Below are 18,113 nucleotides of genomic sequence, written 5' to 3'. Positions count from 1 at the left end.
ATGAAGAAGATTGCTCAGGACCAGACGCGTTACGATGTCATTGTGGTCGGCTCAGGGGCTGCAGGATGCGTTGTCGCCTCGCATATTGCTGAAAACAGCGCCCTGCGTGTCGCGCTGATCGAGGCAGGTGGCATGGATGGCAATCCGCTGGTCAAGCTTCCCGCTGGGTTTGCAAAAATTCTTCAGCACGACAAATTCATGTGGCGATACGAGACAGTGCCTGTCCATGGCGCACGACGCGCCTATCGCTCGGGCAAGATCCTCGGGGGTGGCACCTCCGTCAACGCCATGTGTTATGTGCGCGGCCAGCCAGAAGATTATGACGCATGGCAGGCTGTCGCGGGAAAGGAGGCGGCATGGTCGTATCGCGATATGCTGCCTCATTTCCTGGCGCAGGAAGGGAATGACCTGCGTGGCGGGCCATACCATGGTACCGAAGGCCCCCTGAAAACGCGGCTCACGCCGATGATCAGCGATCTGAACGCTTTATGCGTTCGCGCTTTTCAGGAATACGGCCTGCCATTCAACGATGATTACAATGGCGCGTCGCAACGCGGCGTATCGCCTGTGCAGGTCAATATTCATGACGGGCGTCGATGCAGCGCCGTAGATGCCTATCTGCGCGAGCATATCCGCTCTGGGCGGGTTACCCTGATCACCAATGCCTTCGCCACGAAGGTGCTTTTCGAGGGAAGCAGGGCTTCAGGCGTTGAGGTGCAGAGAGCGGGCAACACGCTCACGCTTCATGCAGATGAGGTGATCCTGAGTGCCGGGGCAATTCAATCTCCGAGAATTCTGATGCATTCGGGGATAGGGCCTGCCGATGCGCTGCGTTCGAATGACATTCCGGTCAAAGTGGCATCTGAAGAAGTCGGAGAGAACCTGCAGGATCACCCTATTTTCTGTCTGCGCGCCTATGTCAAAGGCGATCTGGGTTACCAGAAAATATCAAAAGGGCTTGGTGCCGCCCGGATCGGTTTACGCTACCTGCTGACAAAGGACGGTCCTGCCGCAGGCAACTGCATCGAAACCGTTTCGCACTGGGACCCCAGGGATCTCGCCGGGCGCCCAACAGTGCAGTGCTACCATGTGCCGGTAATTTCCGAAGATGGCCTCGTGCCCACCGGGTCCCGGTCTGGAGTGACGCTCGAACTGGTTCTGCTTCAGCCCAAAAGCCGGGGCTGGGTCAGGCTTGCTGGCAAGGATCCTGCAGCCATGCCTCTGATTAACCCGAATTTCATGGGCCATGAAGACGATCTCGCCCTTGCTGTCGAGGCCGTCAGGGCGGGAAGGAGCATCCTGCAGCAGCCTGCTTTCAGAGCGGTGATCGAGGAGGAACTGGAACCCGGTGCAGATCAGCAATCGGATGAGGAAATCGCTGCCTGGATAAAGAAGGTCGTGAACACCATGTGGCATCCCGTCGGAACATGCCGCATGGGCGATGACGAGCATTCAGTAGTGGATGGACGCCTGCGCGTGAGGGGCGTGACAGGCCTGCGCGTGATTGATGCCTCGATCATGCCCGAGCCGGTCAGCGGCAATACCAGCGCGCCAACCCAGGCTCTGGCACGAAACGGTGCCATGATGTTCCTTGAAGATCGCGAGCACCTGGCGAACTGGACAGGGGATGCGGGGTCAGCGGCCCCGCTCTCCTTGTTCAGTCCTGTGAGAGTTTTTTCAGAATGGCGAGCGCGGCAACACGCTCGCAGGCATCGAGATTCTTGAGCGTAAGCTCGGTGATGTTTCTGGCTTCGGGTATGATGTCCCGCACCAGCTCTTCCCCCTCAGCGGTCAGCGAAACGATCCGCTGACGCTTGTCCTCCGCTCCTGTCTTCATCGTGACAAGACCCCGCCTTTTGAGTCGGGAGACAATGTCGCGAAGCGTTGCATGATCGATGGCGGTAAGCCGACCGATATGGACGAGGGGAGAATTCGGATTATCGCGCACGGTCGTGAGTACGGCGAACTGGACCGATGTCAGCTTTTCATCAGGTATTGCCACCTGAAAAATGGACGTATGGCGCTGATAGGCCCTGCGTAACAAATGGCCGATCTGCTCAGAAAGGACATACTCATCCGGCTTGTCCTCGACCAGAGCCACCTTATGCTTGGCTGACTTGGCAGAACCACCGGGTCGACCTGTTGATTTGCTCATTGTTACTGCCCTTCCGCCCTAATTCTATCGCAAAAAAGGGCGGTAGGGAAAGTGTCGTTCCAAAGACGCGTTATTATGCATTCAGAGGGTGGAAATGCCTGTCATGAGGCGTATTCGCGTGGCCTTGAAGTGATGGCAGCAAGAATATCCGCCAGTGCAGAGGCTGCCGAAAAATAGGGTGAATGCGACGTCTCGAGCCGGTGAGTGACGGTACTGGGAAAACGGGCGATCATGTCCTGCTGCGAGGCAAGAGGAATGGCGCGGTCCTGCGAGCACGTGATGTAATGCCGCTCAAGTTCGCGGTTGGCCCTGGGAGTGTAGAGATTGGGGACGATCGTATTGATTTCGCAGACATGATGACTGGCAAAGGCGATATCCTCCTCCGTACAGTCGCCATAGAATGCGTCGCGGATCGATTGCTGTCGGTCCAGATGCAATTTGATGCCTGTTGACTCAGGCAGGATTGCCGTTGCCTCAAAAAGCGGAGCACAGGCTTCGTGGGCATGGTATTTGCCGATCTGGTCCATGGCCGATACCCCGTCGCCGGTCATGAAACCCGAAAGGTAGACCAGGGCAGCGATACGCTCTGGCATGATTTCCGCCAGATAGGACAAGGTCGCCCCGCCCATCGAATGCCCGACAAGGATGACTGCCTCGTCCTGCGCCTGAAGCAGATCCATGACCGGACGGGCATAATCTTCCATCGTCGCGATGGAAGACCAGGATATCGTGCTTTCTCCATGCGACGCGTTATCCACAGCAAGGCTTTTATGGCCACGTGCGTGAAGCTCGTTCTGCAGTTTGGTGAAGCATCCTGCCCAATGCCACGAGCCATGGACGAGAACGATGGGGGGCATGGCTTTTTCTCTTTCCGGTTTCTCTGTGATCAGGCGTGTCGTTTGTGAAGACCGGCACCGCCTCGACCGACATGGTCAAAGGTGCGCCGATCAGAAGGGTGCGTCAGAAACCGGCGCTGATCGTGCCAAAGAATTGACGGGGCGCGCCGATCTGGAAGGATTGGTAGTCGCCCGAAAGAGGATTGCCGGATTCACCGGAGTTGGAAATATAGGTCGTGTTGAAGAGATTATAGATATTGAAGCTGACCGTGACATCGCGAAGCACGCTGAGATTGCCGAAATGATAGCCAGATCCGAAATTGGCAAGCCAATAGCCCGGGAGCTTCGTGTCGTTATTATAGCTGAGATAGCGCTTCCCCATATACATCACGTCGATATGGGCAAAAGCCCCTTTGTATTCATATGAGAGATTGGTCTTCCACATGAATTTCGGGTAGTTGACCTCCTGCTTGCCCTTGAGCGTATAAAGCACGCCTTCCTGTGTCAGGTTGGACTGATATTTAGAGCTGTTATAGCTGACGTTATTGCTCAGGCTGAGTCCATCGATTGGCCGTATGACAAGCTGGGCATCGACACCATTCATATCGACATTGCCGACATTGGCGAGAACGCTCTCGGCATCAACCAGATTACCTTCCGTCAGAGTCGCGAGCCTGTTGCGGAAATCGGTATGATAGGCTGTCAGCAATCCGGTGATACGAGGCGAGTTATAACGGTAGCCGCCTTCGAAAACATAGTCGGTCTCAGGTTTGAGAGTCTGCTTCTCGTTTTCGAACAGGGCCTGGGTGGCGACACCCCAGGGAGAGGCCTGATTATAGCCTGATTCAGGGAAGATGCGCATGTTTTTCGAGAAATCGAAGAAGAGCTCGTTTCTGTGGGTGATCTGATAGTTGATGCTGAACTGAGGCAGAAAAGCTGCGTCATTGCGCATCGTGCCCGAGGGCGGAGTGCCACCGGAATATTCCGGATTATTGCTAAGAACCGTGTTGCTGCCCTTGAAGAACAGGGAGCGGAAACCGGCATTGATCTTGAGATTGGGCAGAATGCTGTACGTATCCTGCAGATGGGTCTGTATCGTGTTGTTGTTGTAATGCAGGCGCCAGGCCTCGGCAAAAGGAGCCGGGAGCGATTTTTTGGGGTCGAGGGGCGCTCCCTGTCCGAGCACGGGCTCGTTATAGAAATCGTAAAAAGGCGTGTATTCACCATATTCGTACCAGATGCCCGCGTTGATGACATGGTGCGCGATCTTGTAGGTCATGGCTGAGGTCAAACCGCCGCGCTGCGATACGCTGCCTTCATTCTGCTCGGCAAGCGGCGCGCCGCTGGGCGATGGGACATAGGCATTGGTCCAATACGCATTGAAACCCTTGCCGTGCCCGTAAAGGGTCGTTTTCCAGTCGAGTTGCGAGGTGAGATGCGTGTCGAGAGAGGCCCCGCCGAAATAGTCATGGCTTGTGGCCGGACCGTCATAATAGGATGCGTCGACCGGGTCGTTGAGGACGCTATAACCCGCAGGCAGCGCGCCTCCAGGCAAGCCCGCCGCATAGAGCGCGGTGCGATAGGCCGCAGCGTAATTGGGTTTGTAGTAATCGAGGCGGGAGCCGAGCTTGTGCAATCCGTCGAGAGAGAGATCGCCATAGGTGTCAGCTGATACCTGGTCCCAATTGAAGAAAGCCTTCAAAGTGGTCTTTTCGCCCAGAGGCTGCACCAGTTTTGCGTTGACCTGCTGGATGAACTGGCTTCCCGAACCCTTCCATTTGCTCTCTTCTCCGCGGTTATACGAGACGTAGAACTTGGTTCCGGTCCGGTTGAGCTTGCCACTCTCAAGCCGGATAAACGTCATGAAGCTGTCATTACTGCCAAAAGTCTGCGAGGTTTTGCCGCCGCGCCGATCCGAAGGGTCGATCGAGGAGAACTGGAGCACACCGCCAAGATTGCTGGAAGACGGCGTGTCGACCGAACCGGCCCCCTGCGAGACATCCACCTTGCGGATATTCTGCTGAGAAATGGCATTCATCACATTCAGGCCCTGGGGGCTTCCATAGGTCTGGATACCGAGCGGCATCCCATCCAGCGTGAAGCCGAGCTGGTTCGAGAAGAAGCCGCGCATGTACAGGCTCTGAGACCACAGATCGATACCCAGTGGATCGCCGGAGTTGAAAGCGATACCCGGCAAGGCGCCAACGAGTTTCAGCGGGCTCGTGCCCGGAACGGCCTGGCTCATCATCGAGGCAGACAGGGTCTGAACCTGACGTGTCGAGCCGTGACCGATAATGCTCATTTCCTCCGGTCGCGAAGGGGCCTGATGAGATGCCGCTTTTCTGCGCGGTGTCGCGTGCGGCGCTTGCGGCTGTCCCCCTGAGGTTCCGGCAGTGCTCTGGTGGGTTTTGGCATGATGGGCATTTGCCGCGTATGCGCTACAAATGGGCGTAAGTGTGGATGAAAGAAGCGAGGCGAGAAAGAGACGCTTGTTCATATCCATCTCCAGTTCGGGCCGGATTGCAAGGAAAGGGGCGCTAGGAAGGTGACACATCACCCTCTGCTCGATTCGAAAGCTAAATCGTAACGTTCCGCAAAAGCAACGTAAAAGTAGCGCATACGCGATTTATAATCAGGGATGAGGCTTTTTCGTCTTTCAGATGCGGCGCTGCAATGTTTTCTCAGGGATGCTCAAGTCGTCACGTAATGTCGAATGGCCATCTAACGCCCCGGGTCGGAAACCTTCGAAGAGAGCCTCCGGGGCGAAGAAGTAAGAGAGGTTGCTGGTAGTTCAGGGTGAGGCGGCTATGGATGCTGTGTCAGGCTCTGTCAGGGCCTTAGGGGCTCGTTCGCTCGTCATCCAGCTTTCCAGACTGCCCAGGATATCGAGCGACCGTGGTCCTGCACCGCCGCCGCAATGACCCATGCCGGGTATGAGAAAGAGCCGCATGTGGTCACTTGCCCCAACCGCGTCATAGAGCGCCATCGTGCTGCGAGGGGAAATCGCAGGATCGCCTAGGCCATGATACAGCAGGAGATGGCCGCCATGCGCGAGGTAGTACCGCACTGTCGCGGGGTCTTGAAGGGTGGCATCTGCGGTGGCTTCATCATAGGCAGCGAGACTGCCCGACGGGACGACACCCTGACTTGACCAGGCCGGGCTCAGGAAGGGGCGCTCAGGATCGCCGGGGATGAAGAAACGGAAAACCTGTTCGTCGAACTGGTACTCGATCGGGCCATGATGCAGAGACCATCCCTGCGACGATATCGCTGGCGTGGCCTGAGGGTCCGCAAATTGGAGCTCGAGCGCATGCGTGACCGCAAGATATCCCGGTAGAAAACCCGGATAGACCAGCGCACCGTGGGGGTCGAGCGTGTCTGTGAAAAAAGCCTGAAGCGTGTCGATTTTTGCCGAAGGCAGGCATGTTCTGGCCTCCTTGGTCGACGTTTCGCCCTTGCAGGCCAGCTTTGCCCAGTGCGGGTGACAGCTGCGCGTGTCGAGCGCCTCTTTCTCCGCCTGGCCTGGTGGCCTGCATTCATGCAGGGCAAAGCTGTCAGCGAGTGAAAGATCCTGGGCATTGAGTTGTGCCCCCGGAGCCCGAAGCGACGCCTGCTGGACTTTCAGGTCACCCAGCATGAGCCTGAGGGTGAAGAACGGCGCACCGGCTATGATGCCGTCGAAATCCTGGGGAAAGCGCGCGGCTTCCAGCAACCCCTGTCGCCCGCCATTCGAGCAGCCATCGAAAATCGCGTGTTGGATCGGTTTTTGGTAGAAGGAGCTGCTCATCGATTTGAGCGCTATCGCGACCTGATGTGTCGCCCGCCAGGCATAATCGACCCGGGCTGCGGTTGCCTCGGTGCCGCGTTGTGGTGTCGCAAAACTGCCATCCACTGCAGGAACGGGCTGGGTCGACAGATGGCCGGTGTCGGTAATGGCGGTCACATAGCCTTCATGATCGGCCCGCTGCATATCCGCGGGGTTTGCAGATGGGGTGAGCGTACCGCCAAAACCACCGACACCGAACATGATGAAAGCGGCGTTCCATTGATCTGGAAAATGCGCACGAAATCGCGCCTCTCCCTGGGCGGCGCCTTGCCCTGAGGTAAGCAGCGTCCCCTCGATTTCGCAACGATCTCTTGCCCTGTTGGCCGAAAGAACATGCAGCCCCTTTGGCGCGATTTTCTGAAAGAGCGCGGGACTGCAGGGGGTGGCAAATGCCGGTAAGGAAAGGAGAGAAAAAGAGAGCGTTGTCATGACGAAGCCTGCAGCAGACAACAGGAGAAATTCTTTCTGGCGCATGGGAGATCTCCGGTAGAGGTCAGGAAAGGATTCCCGATGGATGACCGGAACCATCACCGCATCGGCTCTTTGCCTGCACTGTCCTGTTTGGCACTGGAAGAAGAAAGACCGAAGCGCCGCCAAGAATGGCGGTCAGGGCAAATATCCAGATGATAGATTGCGCACCGCCAAAATGGACGATAGCCACACCCAGGAAGCTCGTCGCAACAAAGCCTGCCAGATTGGCAAAGGAACAGGCTGTGGCAAGCCCGGTTGCGGCGGCGCGCCCCTTCAGGAAGCCGGATGGCAGCGCCCAGAGCGAGGGAAGGCCCGAGAGGAGCCCGGCATTGGCGCAGGACGCTGTTACGAGCAGCCATGTAACGCCATGAAGGGGCATGGCATAGAGGGCCAGCGCGATCCCACCGGCGAGCAGGGGCAGAAAAAGATGCCAGCGTCTTTCCTGCTGGCGGTCGGCGCTCCACCCAACCAGCAACATGGCGAGCGCACCCACAATATGCGGAATGGCGACCATCAGACCGACCATGCTGAAGGAGATACCGGGCGCATCGTGAAGCCGTTCCTTCAGAAAGCTCGGAAGCCAGAAGGCGATTGTGTAGAGACCCAGAAGAATGGTCCCGTCAATGGCACCTATCAGCCAGATCGCAGGGTTCCGAAAGGCCGCCGCAGCGCCTGCATCCCGCTCCTGTCGTGAGGCTTCGTTCGCAAGGATTTCATGCGCTGCTTGTCGTGCTTCAGGCGTCAGCCAGGCCGCCGAACTGAGGGAGTCCGGCAGGGCGAGCCACCCCCAGAGACCGAGGCATACAGGCGGCAATCCCTCGAGAATGAACAGCCAGCGCCACCCGGAAAGGCCATGAAATCCACTCAAATGGGTGAGAATAAGGCCTGACAGCGGTGCGCCGACGATGCTCGCTGCAGGGATGCCGAACATGAAAGCGGCGACAGCACGCGAGCGTCTGGCGCCGGGAATCCACTCCGCGAGCGTGAAAAGCGCGCCGGGCATGAATCCGGCTTCGGCAACGCCAAGGGCGATACGTGAGACAAGAAACTCGGCTTCATTGGTGACGAGACCCCCCAGCATTGAGAGTACGCCCCAGCTGATGAGAATGCGGCTGAGCCAGCGCCTTGCTCCGACACGCGCAAGGATGAGGCTGCTCGGGATTTCGCAGAGTACATAGCCGATGAAGAACAACCCTGCGGCCAGACCGAAACTGCTGTCTGACATATGCAGGTCATGAGCCATCTGCAGCTTGGCGAAGCCGACGTTTACACGGTCAATATAGGCCGCGAGAAAGCCGAGGGTGAGAAACGGGATGATCCTGATCGATATGGAACGATACGGAAACGGAACATAATCCGTGACGGTGGCTCGTGTTGCCCCTGTGTGAGAGATCACATCTGGCTCCTGCATGGTTCTATTAATGGCGCATACGCGATATATAAGCGCCTAGCCCGGTGTCTCGCGCAATATCTAATTCAGCCGATTCGTAACGGATCTTCTCGAGGGTCTAGATCTCATAGACGCTTATGCAATCCTGGGATGGCGGGAATTGCTGTGCTGGCGCGTGTGTCCCGGCCGCTCACTCATATCGATATCGGCACAATTTTCTTGACGGCAGAAAAAACCGCCGCTTATAAAATTATAGCGTACACATAATAAATTGAGTTTCCCTCGCTTTCTGTTTTGCGGGAGGAAATGAGGAGCTGCGATGTCACGCAAAGCGCGTATTGGTATAGTAGGTGCCGGCATGGGCGGGCTCGTTGCCGCAGGTCTCCTGCAGCGTGAGGGGCATGATGTGGTGCTTTATGATCAGGCACCCGGCTTCAGTCGTCTCGGTGCAGGCATCCAGTTCGGCCCCAATGTCATGAAGGTTCTGGCAAGGCTCGACGGGCTCGATCAGTCGCTGGAGGCCATTTCCTGCCTCCCCGATTACTGGGTCAGCCGCAATGGCCATGATGGAACGGTTCTTGCCGAGATCCCCCTCAATGCCGAGCGTCAGCGTTATGGTGCCCCTTACATCACCATTCATCGTGGTGACCTGCAGCAGGCCATGCTCGACCGGATCGACCCCGAACGGGTGAAATGGGGCGCGCGTCTTGTGAACTTCGATGATGACGGAGCCTCCGTCTCTCTCGAATTTGCAGATGGCCGCACCGACAAGGTCGATGTTCTGGTTGCGGCTGACGGTATCAACTCCGTCATACGCGAAAAACTGTTTGGCTATGAGGCCCCTGTCTATACGGGCTGGATTGCCCACCGGGCCATTATTCCGGGTGCGGTAGCGCAGTCTCTCGGGGCCGATGTCAATGCCAAATGGTGGAGCCATGACCGGCACATCGTCTGCTATTATCTCGACAAGGCAAAGAGCGAATTCTATCTCGTGACAGGCGAGCCTGCCGAATGGACCAGCGCCTCGGGTCAGCTTCCGTCCACGCGCGAGGCCTTCAAGGCTTCTTTCGCCGATTATCACCCGATGGTTCAGGGTTATATCGATGCTGCCGAGACAGTGACGAAATGGCCGCTCAAGACGCGTGAACCGCTCTCTCGCTGGCACGCCGGCCGCGTGGTTCTGCTTGGTGATGCCTGCCATCCCATGAAGCCACATATGGCCCAGGGTGCTGCGATGGCTGTCGAGGATGCGGCAGTTCTGGCGCGCTGTCTGTCAGAGATCGGGTTTGACGATCTCGAACGGAGTTTCAGTGCCTATTACGATTGTCGCAAGGCTCGCGCTACGCGAGTGCAGACGATCTCGAATGCCAATACATGGCTGCGCCAGCCCGAAGACCCCTATTGGTGCTACGGCGATAATGTTTACGATATCGAACTGACTTCCTGATACGAGGGGCAATCGTCATGGCGACAGGGCTGGTTCTTTCGGTCAATGGCAGGCGGCATGAAACTCAGGCCGCCCATGACACGCCGCTATTGACCATCCTGCGCAATGATCTGGCCCTCAATGGCCCGAAATTCGGGTGCGGTCTTGGTGAGTGCGGCGCCTGCACAGTGCTAATTGATGGCAAGGCAGCGCGCAGCTGCGTCATACGTCTCGATACGGCAGCCAGAAGCAGCGCGATCGTCACGCTCGAGGGTCTGGCGGCAAACGGTCTGGACCCCGTGCAGCAGGCGTTTGTCGCCGCGCAGGCCGCGCAATGCGGCTATTGCCTCAATGGCATGGTCATGACGATCAGGGCTTTTCTGGACGCCAGCCCGAATCCCGATTTCAGGGCGCTCAAGGAGGCGCTTCAGTTCAATCTCTGTCGCTGCGGCACGCATGTTGAAATTCTTCGGGCGGCCTGTCTCGCGGCTGGTCTTGAGGAAATGGAGTCTTGAGCGCGGCGCCGGAAGCGGGTTGTCTCGTCATCATTCGGGCGGCCCAGCCGCCCAAAGGGCTGGCTGCACGCGGCGGGTTCATTCCCCGGGATGAGACTTTCCTGCGCATCACTTGCGAGGGGCGTGTCTTCGCCTATTGCGGCCATGTCGATCTCGGGACGGGTATTGCGACCTCTCTCGCGCAGATCGTGGCTGAGGAACTCGACGCTCGCCCGGATCAGGTCGAGATGGTGCTCGGTCATACCGGGCAGACGCCTGATCAGGGTGCGACCATTGCGAGCGAGACGATTCAGGTTACAGCCCGGCCTTTGCGTCAGGCGGCAGCCCAGGCGCGTGGTCTGCTGCTTCAACGGGCTCATGATCTTACCGGGCATGACGTAGAAGAACTCGGGTTTGAGGCGGGCAGGCTGACAAGCCTGACGGCTATGCTCAATCAGGAGTACGGGTTCGGAGAGCTTGTTGCGGGCATATCCCTGACGGTCGCGCTGGACGAAACCATTGCCGTCAAGAAACGCGAGAATTACCGCCTGGTCGGCACCAGCATGAAGCGGGTCGATATTCCCGACAAGGTGACGGGTCGGGCGGTCTATGTGCATGATGTGCGCGTTGAGGGCATGCTGCACGGGCGAGTCATACGTCCCCCTTATGAGGGGTTTGATCACGGGCCCTACCTCGGACGCGCGCTGCTCTCTGTCGATTGCGACTCTGTTGCCCATCTTCCCGGTCATGTGCAGGTGGTGGTGCAGGGCGATTTTGTCGGTGTGGTGGCCGATCGCGAAGAGCAGGCCGTGGAAGCCGCGCACACGTTGAAAGTCGTCTGGGCGCCTGTCGCCCTGCCGGACCTGACAGATCCGGCGGAAGCCCTGCGGCAGAATCCCTCGACGCCACGCGTGGTGCTCGAACGCGGCGCCGTCGAGGATGAGCTATCCGCGGCTCATGTGGTTCTCGAGCGGGAGTATTTCTGGCCCTATCAGATGCATGGATCGATAGGGCCGTCCTGTTCGGTCGCCTCCTGGGAGGAGGGGCGTCTGACGCTCTGGTCGGGCACGCAGAACCCGCACATGCTCCGGGCGGATATTGCCTTGCTCATGGATGTGCCCCAGTCGGATGTCGAGATCATCCGTCATGAGGCCGCCGGCTGCTATGGGCGCAATTGTGCGGACGATGTCGGGGGCGACGCAGCTTTGCTGTCGCGCGCGGTCGGGCGCCCGGTACGAGTGCAGCTTTCTCGAGAGCAGGAGCATGTGTGGGAGCCGAAAGGCGCTGCCCAGCTTGTCAGGGTTCGTGGCGGGCTGGATGAGAGCGGGGCACCGCGCGCCTATGATCTGGATACCAGCTACCCGTCCAACGTCTCACCGCTTCTGGCGCTGGTACTGACCGGCGTGGTTCCGGCCGAAATTCCGGTCACGGCACAGATGGGCGATCGCACCTCTGTGCCGCCCTATGCCTATCCGAGTGCGCGCGTCACCGTACTCGATATGCCGCCCATTGCGCGGGCCTCGTGGTTTCGCGGGGTTTCTGCGCTGCCAAACAGCTTCGCGCATGACAGCTATATTGACGAACTTGCCGCAGAGGCGGGTGTCGATCCTCTCGAATACCGGCTGCGTTATCTCAAGGATGAAAGGGCAGCCGAGCTTCTGAACGCAACTGCCAGACGCGCCGACTGGCAGCATCGGCCTTCTATCGAGATGCCCGATCCGACCGCACGTATCCTGCGGGGCAGGGGGCTAGCCTATGCCCAGTATGTGCATGGCACCTTTCCCGGCACAGCGGCGGCATGGTCGGCCTGGGTGGCTGATATCGAGGTGGATCGGGCCTCGGGTGCTGTGAGTGTGACCCGTGTGGTGGTCGGGCAGGATACCGGCATGATGGTCAATCCCGACGGGGTGAGACATCAGCTTCAGGGCAATGTCATCCAGTCGACCAGCCGCATTTTGCGTGAGCAGGTCACGTTTAATGAATCGGGTGTAGAGAGCCGTGACTGGGGCAGCTACCCCCTTCTCGGCTTTACAGAGCTGCCAGTCATTCAACCCCTGTTGATGGAGCGTCAGGACCAGCCGCCCCTGGGCGCGGGTGAGTCTGCCTCCGTTCCAAGCGCGGCGGCTATTGCCAATGCGCTTTATGCCGCAACCGGGGTTCGTTTTCGGGACGTGCCTTTTACACCCGAGAAGGTCAAGGCCCGTCTCGACGCAGAACTTGGTCCGTTCGATGGTGGGCCTGTCCCTTTGATGCCGGAGCTGCTCGCAAGCGCAAAGACGGCCGCACCTGCCCAGTCACGGTCTCGTCTGAGTTCTCTTTTGCGCCGCGGTGCGCTGCCGGCAGTGGCTGCGGCTCTGGGCAGTCTTGCTGTCACATTGCTGCCTTGGAGACCGGCGATTGCGCCGGTTTCTCCTCCCGAGGCGGGCTTTTTCTCGGCTGCCGCGATCGAGCGTGGCGCCAGGGTGGCGGCTGCTGGCGATTGTGCCGTGTGTCATACCGCGCCGGGTGGCATACGCAATGCGGGCGCCTTTCCGCTCGAGACGCCGTTTGGCATCATCTACACGACCAACCTGACGCCCGATCCCGAAACCGGGCTCGGCAGCTGGTCGTTCGAGGCGTTTGATCGGGCAATGCGGCACGGAATCAGCCGCGATGGACACCATCTCTATCCCGCATTTCCCTATACAGCCTTCGCCAAAACCAGCGATCAGGACATGCGCGATCTCTACGCCTATCTGATGGCGCAGGCGCCGGTGCGACAGAAAGTGCCCGAGACGAAGCTGGCCTTTCCTTATAATTTTCGTTTCTCGCTCGCCGGGTGGAACATGATGTTCCATGACCCCGCGCCGTTCAGCCCTGATCCGGCCAGATCGGAACTATGGAATCGCGGGGCGTATCTCGCCGAGGGGCTCGGCCATTGCTCGGCATGTCATACGCCCCGGAATATCCTGGGCGCCGAGCGCTGGAAGTCAGCCTATCTGGCAGGAGGCGATGCAGAAGGCTGGACAGCACCAGCCCTGAGCACCCTGTCCAAATCGCCGCTCCCATGGAGCGAGGACGATGTATTTGCCTATCTCCGAACCGGTTACAGCCCCAATCACGGCCCGGCGGGAGGTCCGATGGCGCCTGTCGTTCATGCAATGAGAGAGATGCCTGACGCCGATGTACAGGCCATTGCCCATTACATCGCCTCTTTTGACGGGCGCAATGCTCCTGAGGGGGCACAGGCGCGGCGCAACGCGGTACTTGAGCAGTCGCGCACGCTTCAGGCACTTGAGCGCGGTGAAGGTTCGCGTGTTTTCGGTGGGAGCTGCGCCAGCTGCCATGAAGGCGAAGGCGCGCATCTGTACGGAACGCGCCCGCAACTGGCCCTGAACAGCAATATCCATGCACAGAACCCGGATAATCTGCTGCGCGTGATCCTGCATGGCGTGGCCGAACCTGCCCACGCCCAGGCGACCACCATGCCGGGTTTCGGCTCCATCCTGTCCGATCGCCAGATCGTTGCTCTCGTCTCCTGGATGCGCCTGACGATGGCACCGGCAGAACCAGCCTGGAGCAACATCGCTGCACGCCTCGTCCAGCTTCGCAAGGCAGGGGGCCATTGATGGCCGGGTCTGGGCGAAATCGTCTTTCTAGGCGTGCCCTCCCGGCAGGGCGCATCGCGTCCCCACAGAAAGCCAGTCACCCGTTGAGGAAGGAATATTCTCATGCCCGTAAGTGATTATGAACTGTTCCAGGCTTGGAAATCGGTTCTTGCCTTGTGCGAAATCGGGCCGGGGCAGACGGTTACTGTCCTGACCTCGCAGGATAGCAATGAACAGACTATACGCTGCGCCATTCTTGCCGTGAGAGAAGCAGGTGCCGTTGCCAACCGTCTGGACGTGCAGCCTACAAACGGCTCTCTCTCGCTGTCCCGCGACCCGCTGGCCTTTGTCGGTACCACGCCGCTCACAAATAATCCTGCGGCCGTTGCTATGCTTAAGGCGAGCGATCTCGTGCTCGATCTGATGACCTTGCTGTTTTCGGCAGAGCAGCATGACATTCTGGAGGCCGGGGGACGTATTCTTCTGGCGGTCGAGCCGCCGGAAGTGCTGGTACGCATGGTGCCGACACTGGCAGACCGCGAGACTGTGCTGGCGGCCTCTCGCAAGCTTCAGGCGGCACGCAGTATGCATGTGACATCGGAGGCCGGCACGAATGTCACCTTCGCGCTTGGCCAATATCCGATGCTTGAGGAGTACGGCTTTGTCGACAAGCCGGGGCGCTGGGACCATTGGCCTAGCGGCTTTCTGGCTACCTGGTCGAATGAAGGCTCCGCTCAGGGAAAGATCGTTCTGGCGCCAGGGGATATTCTTCTGCCGCAGAAAGCCTATGTGCAGCAGCCGATTACCTTCGATATCGAAAATGGCTTCGTGACATCCATTTCGGGCGGGTTCGAGGCGGATCATCTGCGTGATTACATGGAAAGCTTCAATGACCCCGAGGTCTATGCGATCTCGCATATCGGCTGGGGGCTGCAAAAGAGAGCCCATTGGTCGGTGCTCGGCTTTTATGACCGCGAGGCCAGTATCGGTATGGATTCCCGAGCTTGCGCGGGCAATTTTCTCTGGTCCACCGGCCCGAATAACGAGGCTGGCGGCACACGCGACACGGCGTGCCATATCGATATTCCAATGCGCAACTGCACCGTGGCGCTCGATGGCTCACCCGTCGTGATCGGTGGCAAACTGGTGGAGGCCGTATGATCATGAGCGATGCACAGCGCGATGAGGGGCGTTACCTCAAGCAGGGGTTCGGCAACGAGATCGGTATCCAGGGGCGGATCGCCTTGCTGCTGATCGATTTCGTCAATGGTTTTGCCGATCCTGCGGCGTTTGGCGGTGGCAATATTCCCGAAGCCATCGACCGCAGCAGGGCGCTTCTTGCCACGGCGAGGCGTCTGGGCTGGAAAATTGCCCACACACGCATCGTTTTTGCCGATGATGGTTCAGACGCCAATATCTTCTCGCTCAAGGTGCCGACGATGCTCGGATTGACCGAGCATAACCCGGCCTCTGCCATTGTGCCGCAACTGGCACCGCTCGAAGGCGAATATGTGGTGCGCAAGACCGTGCCTTCTGCCTTTGCTGGCACACCGTTGGCCGCATGGCTGACCCGTCATGGCGTGCAGACAATCGTCATCGCAGGCTGTGTGACGTCTGGCTGTGTGCGTGCGAGCGTGCTCGACGCGATGCAGGCCGGGTTTCGCCCTGTCATCATCTCTGACTGTGTCGGCGACCGCGCCCTCGGTCCGCATGAGGCCAATCTCTTCGATATGGCGCAGAAATGCGGTGACGTGATGGATTTCGACTCTTTGCTGTCCCGCCTGCCCAATCACAACGACTGAGACCCGGAGATCAGAACCATGGCCGATACAAGGCTACTCTACGGCGCCAATCTTTTTGCCAACGGGATCAGGCAGCATTATCTGCGCTATGGGGGCAAGGGCGATCCGCTTGTGCTGATTCCCGGCATCACAAGCCCTGCGATCACATGGGGTTTTGTAGCTGAGGCACTCGCAGCCCATCATGATGTCTATGTGCTCGATGTGCGGGGGCGTGGGCTGTCGTCCGGGGGCGCCGATCTGGCGTATGACCTCGATACTTATGCCGCTGATATTCGTGGATTCATCGACGGGCTTGGATTGAGGAACGTCGTGCTGCTGGGGCATTCGATGGGTGCCCGTATCGCCATTCGGATGGCTCGGCACTCTGCCGAGGCATTGCAGCGTCTGATTCTTGTCGATCCGCCGGTCAGTGGTCCGGGGCGGCGTGCGTATCCGGCGAAACTCGACTGGTATGTCGATTCAATACGTCAGGCGCAGCGCGGCATGACGGCGGAAGACATGCGCATCTTCTGCCCGACCTGGACGCAGGAGCAACGGCAGTTGAGGGCGGAATGGCTGCATACCTGCGATGAACTGGCGACGCGCGTGACCTTCGAAAAATTCCATACAGAGGATATCCATCAGGATCTGCCACATCTTCTCGTGCCGACGCGTCTGGTCGTCGCGACGAGAGGCGGCGTGATCGCTGCTGAGGATGAAAAGGAAATCCTGCAGCTCAATCCCGCCATCGAGATTGTGCATGTTCAGGATGCCGGGCACATGATCCCCTGGGATAATGAGGCGGGGTTTTATGAAGCCGTGCTCGCATCCAGCTCTGAAGGAGCCTGAGAATGCTCTACCGCATTGGTCAGATCGTCCCGAGTTCCAATGTGACGATGGAAACGGAGATCCCTGCGCTGCTCAGGCGCCGTGAGCTGATAAGACCGGAGCGTTTCACGTTCCACTCAGCGCGTATGCGCATGAAGACGGTCAATAAGGACGAGCTGCGCGCAATGGATGGTGAGTCCGATCGCTGCGCGCTGGAACTGAGCGATGCCGCACTGGATGTGCTCGGCTATGCCTGTTTGGTGGCAACCATGTCCATGGGCCCCGGCTATCACCGTGTTTCACAGGCGCGTCTTCAGGAGCGCACCGTTGAGAACGGTCATCCTGCTGCCGTGGTGACCAGTGCGGGGGCGTTGATCGATGCGCTGCATGTGATGGGCGCAAAGAAAATCGTTCTCGTTGCGCCTTACATGAAGCCCCTGACGAAGCTCGTTGTAGATTATATCGAGCAGGAAGGCATCGAGGTGGTCGATTGTGCGGCACTCGAAATTCCGGATAATATCGCGGTAGGCCGTCATGATCCGGATCGTCTATTGGGCATAGTGCGGGATCTGCGTTATCGTGAGGCGGATGCGATCATTACCTCGGCCTGTGTGCAGATGCCTTCGCTATCAATTCTTCCGACAATCGAAGCGGCAACTCTCAAACCTACTCTGAGCGCTGCCGTGGCCACCACCTGTGCCATGCTCAAAACCTTACAGCTAGAGTCAATTTGTCCAGGGGGCGGCGCGCTTTTATCCGGACTATATGGAAAAGACGACAGCGTCCTCCCTAGGTGAGATAAAGTATAGAAGACGATATGAGGCTTATTCTGTCGCCACGAACTGGCGTCGGGAGGTGAGGCCCTAGGGAGTCCGGCTCTGCTTCGCAGGCGCGCAAAGGCCTGAGAGAAGCTCGCTGAGCGGTCGCCCGTCCTAGTGACGACCAGATCCGGGAACAGCCAGACCTGATCGGGCTTCATGAAAGACAGAATACCCTTTGCAATCAGCTCAGGGTGGATTGGTACGATGCGTGTGCCAGCCTGTGTCTTTGGGGACCAACCAGTCTCGCTATGCGGGCGGACCTGGAAACAGGCGACACCTTCCATCATTTCGATATCGGCGCATCGCAGGTTGCAGATCTCACCCAGTCTCATGCCTGTATAGGCAGCGATATTGATGATTGCGGCTGCAGTGCGTGCAGAGGGCGTGCGGCTCGCCCATGACGTCGCGTTGAGCTGCGCCAGCTCAGCGTCGCTGAAGCAGCGTCGTTCGACCTTCTTCGTGACATGGTAGTCCCAGCCTGCCCAGACATTGCGTGAT

13 protein-coding genes and 1 pseudogene are annotated in these 18,113 nt (G+C 58.7%); 8 read left to right on the top strand and 6 right to left on the bottom strand.

Features of this window, described 5'->3' with window-relative positions; all coding sequences use genetic code 11:
* Positions 1 to 1,725 carry a GMC family oxidoreductase gene (locus AA105894_RS13080; RefSeq protein WP_267312143.1) on the top strand — a complete coding sequence of 575 codons (1,725 nt, stop codon included), beginning with the start codon at positions 1 to 3 and terminating at the stop codon, positions 1,723 to 1,725.
* Here the strand turns inward: AA105894_RS13080 and AA105894_RS13075 are convergent.
* The 5 genes from AA105894_RS13075 to AA105894_RS13055 all read right to left on the bottom strand — a co-directional run bounded on the left by AA105894_RS13075 (position 1,658) and on the right by AA105894_RS13055 (position 8,684).
* Positions 1,658 to 2,155 carry a MarR family winged helix-turn-helix transcriptional regulator gene (locus tag AA105894_RS13075; RefSeq protein ID WP_267312142.1) on the bottom strand — a complete coding sequence of 166 codons (498 nt, stop codon included), beginning with the start codon at positions 2,153 to 2,155 and terminating at the stop codon, positions 1,658 to 1,660. The two genes, AA105894_RS13080 and AA105894_RS13075, sit on opposite strands and share 68 nt — an antisense overlap.
* A 101-nt stretch (positions 2,156 to 2,256) precedes the next feature.
* Positions 2,257 to 3,012, bottom strand: a complete 756-nt coding sequence (locus AA105894_RS13070) for an alpha/beta fold hydrolase (protein ID WP_267312141.1) — start codon at positions 3,010 to 3,012, stop codon at positions 2,257 to 2,259.
* Positions 3,013 to 3,115: 103 nt separating this feature from the next.
* Positions 3,116 to 5,293 carry a TonB-dependent receptor gene (locus tag AA105894_RS13065; protein ID WP_267312140.1) on the bottom strand — a complete coding sequence of 726 codons (2,178 nt, stop codon included), beginning with the start codon at positions 5,291 to 5,293 and terminating at the stop codon, positions 3,116 to 3,118.
* Positions 5,294 to 5,782: 489 nt separating this feature from the next.
* Entirely contained in the window at positions 5,783 to 7,291 is a 1,509-nt protein-coding gene (locus AA105894_RS13060; protein ID WP_267312139.1) for a tannase/feruloyl esterase family alpha/beta hydrolase, read from the bottom strand.
* A 19-nt stretch (positions 7,292 to 7,310) separates the two neighbouring features.
* Complete coding sequence (locus tag AA105894_RS13055) at positions 7,311 to 8,684, bottom strand: MFS transporter (protein ID WP_267312138.1); 1,374 nt, start codon at positions 8,682 to 8,684, stop codon at positions 7,311 to 7,313.
* A 313-nt stretch (positions 8,685 to 8,997) separates the two neighbouring features.
* Here AA105894_RS13055 and AA105894_RS13050 point away from each other — a divergent pair, with 313 nt between their 5' ends.
* The 7 genes from AA105894_RS13050 to AA105894_RS13020 all read left to right on the top strand — a co-directional run bounded on the left by AA105894_RS13050 (position 8,998) and on the right by AA105894_RS13020 (position 17,591).
* Positions 8,998 to 10,125 carry an FAD-dependent monooxygenase gene (locus tag AA105894_RS13050; RefSeq protein ID WP_267312137.1) on the top strand — a complete coding sequence of 376 codons (1,128 nt, stop codon included), beginning with the start codon at positions 8,998 to 9,000 and terminating at the stop codon, positions 10,123 to 10,125.
* Positions 10,126 to 10,142: 17 nt separating this feature from the next.
* A complete protein-coding gene (locus tag AA105894_RS13045; protein ID WP_267312136.1) occupies positions 10,143 to 10,619 on the top strand; it encodes a (2Fe-2S)-binding protein in 477 nt (158 codons plus the stop codon).
* The gene (locus AA105894_RS13040) at positions 10,616 to 14,206 is read left to right on the top strand and encodes a molybdopterin cofactor-binding domain-containing protein (protein ID WP_267312135.1); all 3,591 of its coding nucleotides are present in this window, start codon (positions 10,616 to 10,618) and stop codon (positions 14,204 to 14,206) included. The genes AA105894_RS13045 and AA105894_RS13040 overlap by 4 nt, the downstream gene beginning before the upstream one ends.
* Positions 14,207 to 14,308: 102 nt before the next feature.
* Positions 14,309 to 15,346 carry a 2,5-dihydroxypyridine 5,6-dioxygenase gene (locus AA105894_RS13035; RefSeq protein WP_267312134.1) on the top strand — a complete coding sequence of 346 codons (1,038 nt, stop codon included), beginning with the start codon at positions 14,309 to 14,311 and terminating at the stop codon, positions 15,344 to 15,346.
* Between the two features lie 2 nt (positions 15,347 to 15,348).
* Entirely contained in the window at positions 15,349 to 15,987 is a 639-nt protein-coding gene (locus AA105894_RS13030; protein ID WP_373316783.1) for an isochorismatase family protein, read from the top strand.
* A gap of 18 nt (positions 15,988 to 16,005) precedes the next feature.
* On the top strand, positions 16,006 to 16,815 hold the full coding sequence (locus AA105894_RS13025; protein WP_267312133.1) for an alpha/beta fold hydrolase: 810 nt from the start codon (positions 16,006 to 16,008) through the stop codon (positions 16,813 to 16,815).
* Between the two features lie 2 nt (positions 16,816 to 16,817).
* The gene (locus AA105894_RS13020; RefSeq protein WP_304500474.1) at positions 16,818 to 17,591 is read left to right on the top strand and encodes a maleate cis-trans isomerase family protein; all 774 of its coding nucleotides are present in this window, start codon (positions 16,818 to 16,820) and stop codon (positions 17,589 to 17,591) included.
* An 83-nt stretch (positions 17,592 to 17,674) separates the two neighbouring features.
* On the opposite strand, the pseudogene AA105894_RS16025 reads toward AA105894_RS13020, so the two are convergent.
* Positions 17,675 to 18,037, bottom strand: a pseudogene (locus AA105894_RS16025) (tyrosine-type recombinase/integrase); the annotation flags it as partial.
* Between the last annotated feature and the right edge of the window lie 76 nt (positions 18,038 to 18,113).

Origin of the sequence: Asaia spathodeae NBRC 105894, from assembly GCF_025994195.1 — a bacterium.
Classification (GTDB): Bacteria; Pseudomonadota; Alphaproteobacteria; order Acetobacterales; family Acetobacteraceae; genus Asaia; species Asaia siamensis.
The sequence above is the reverse complement of the archived record's forward strand: the minus strand, read 5'-3'. Positions and strand labels throughout refer to the sequence as shown.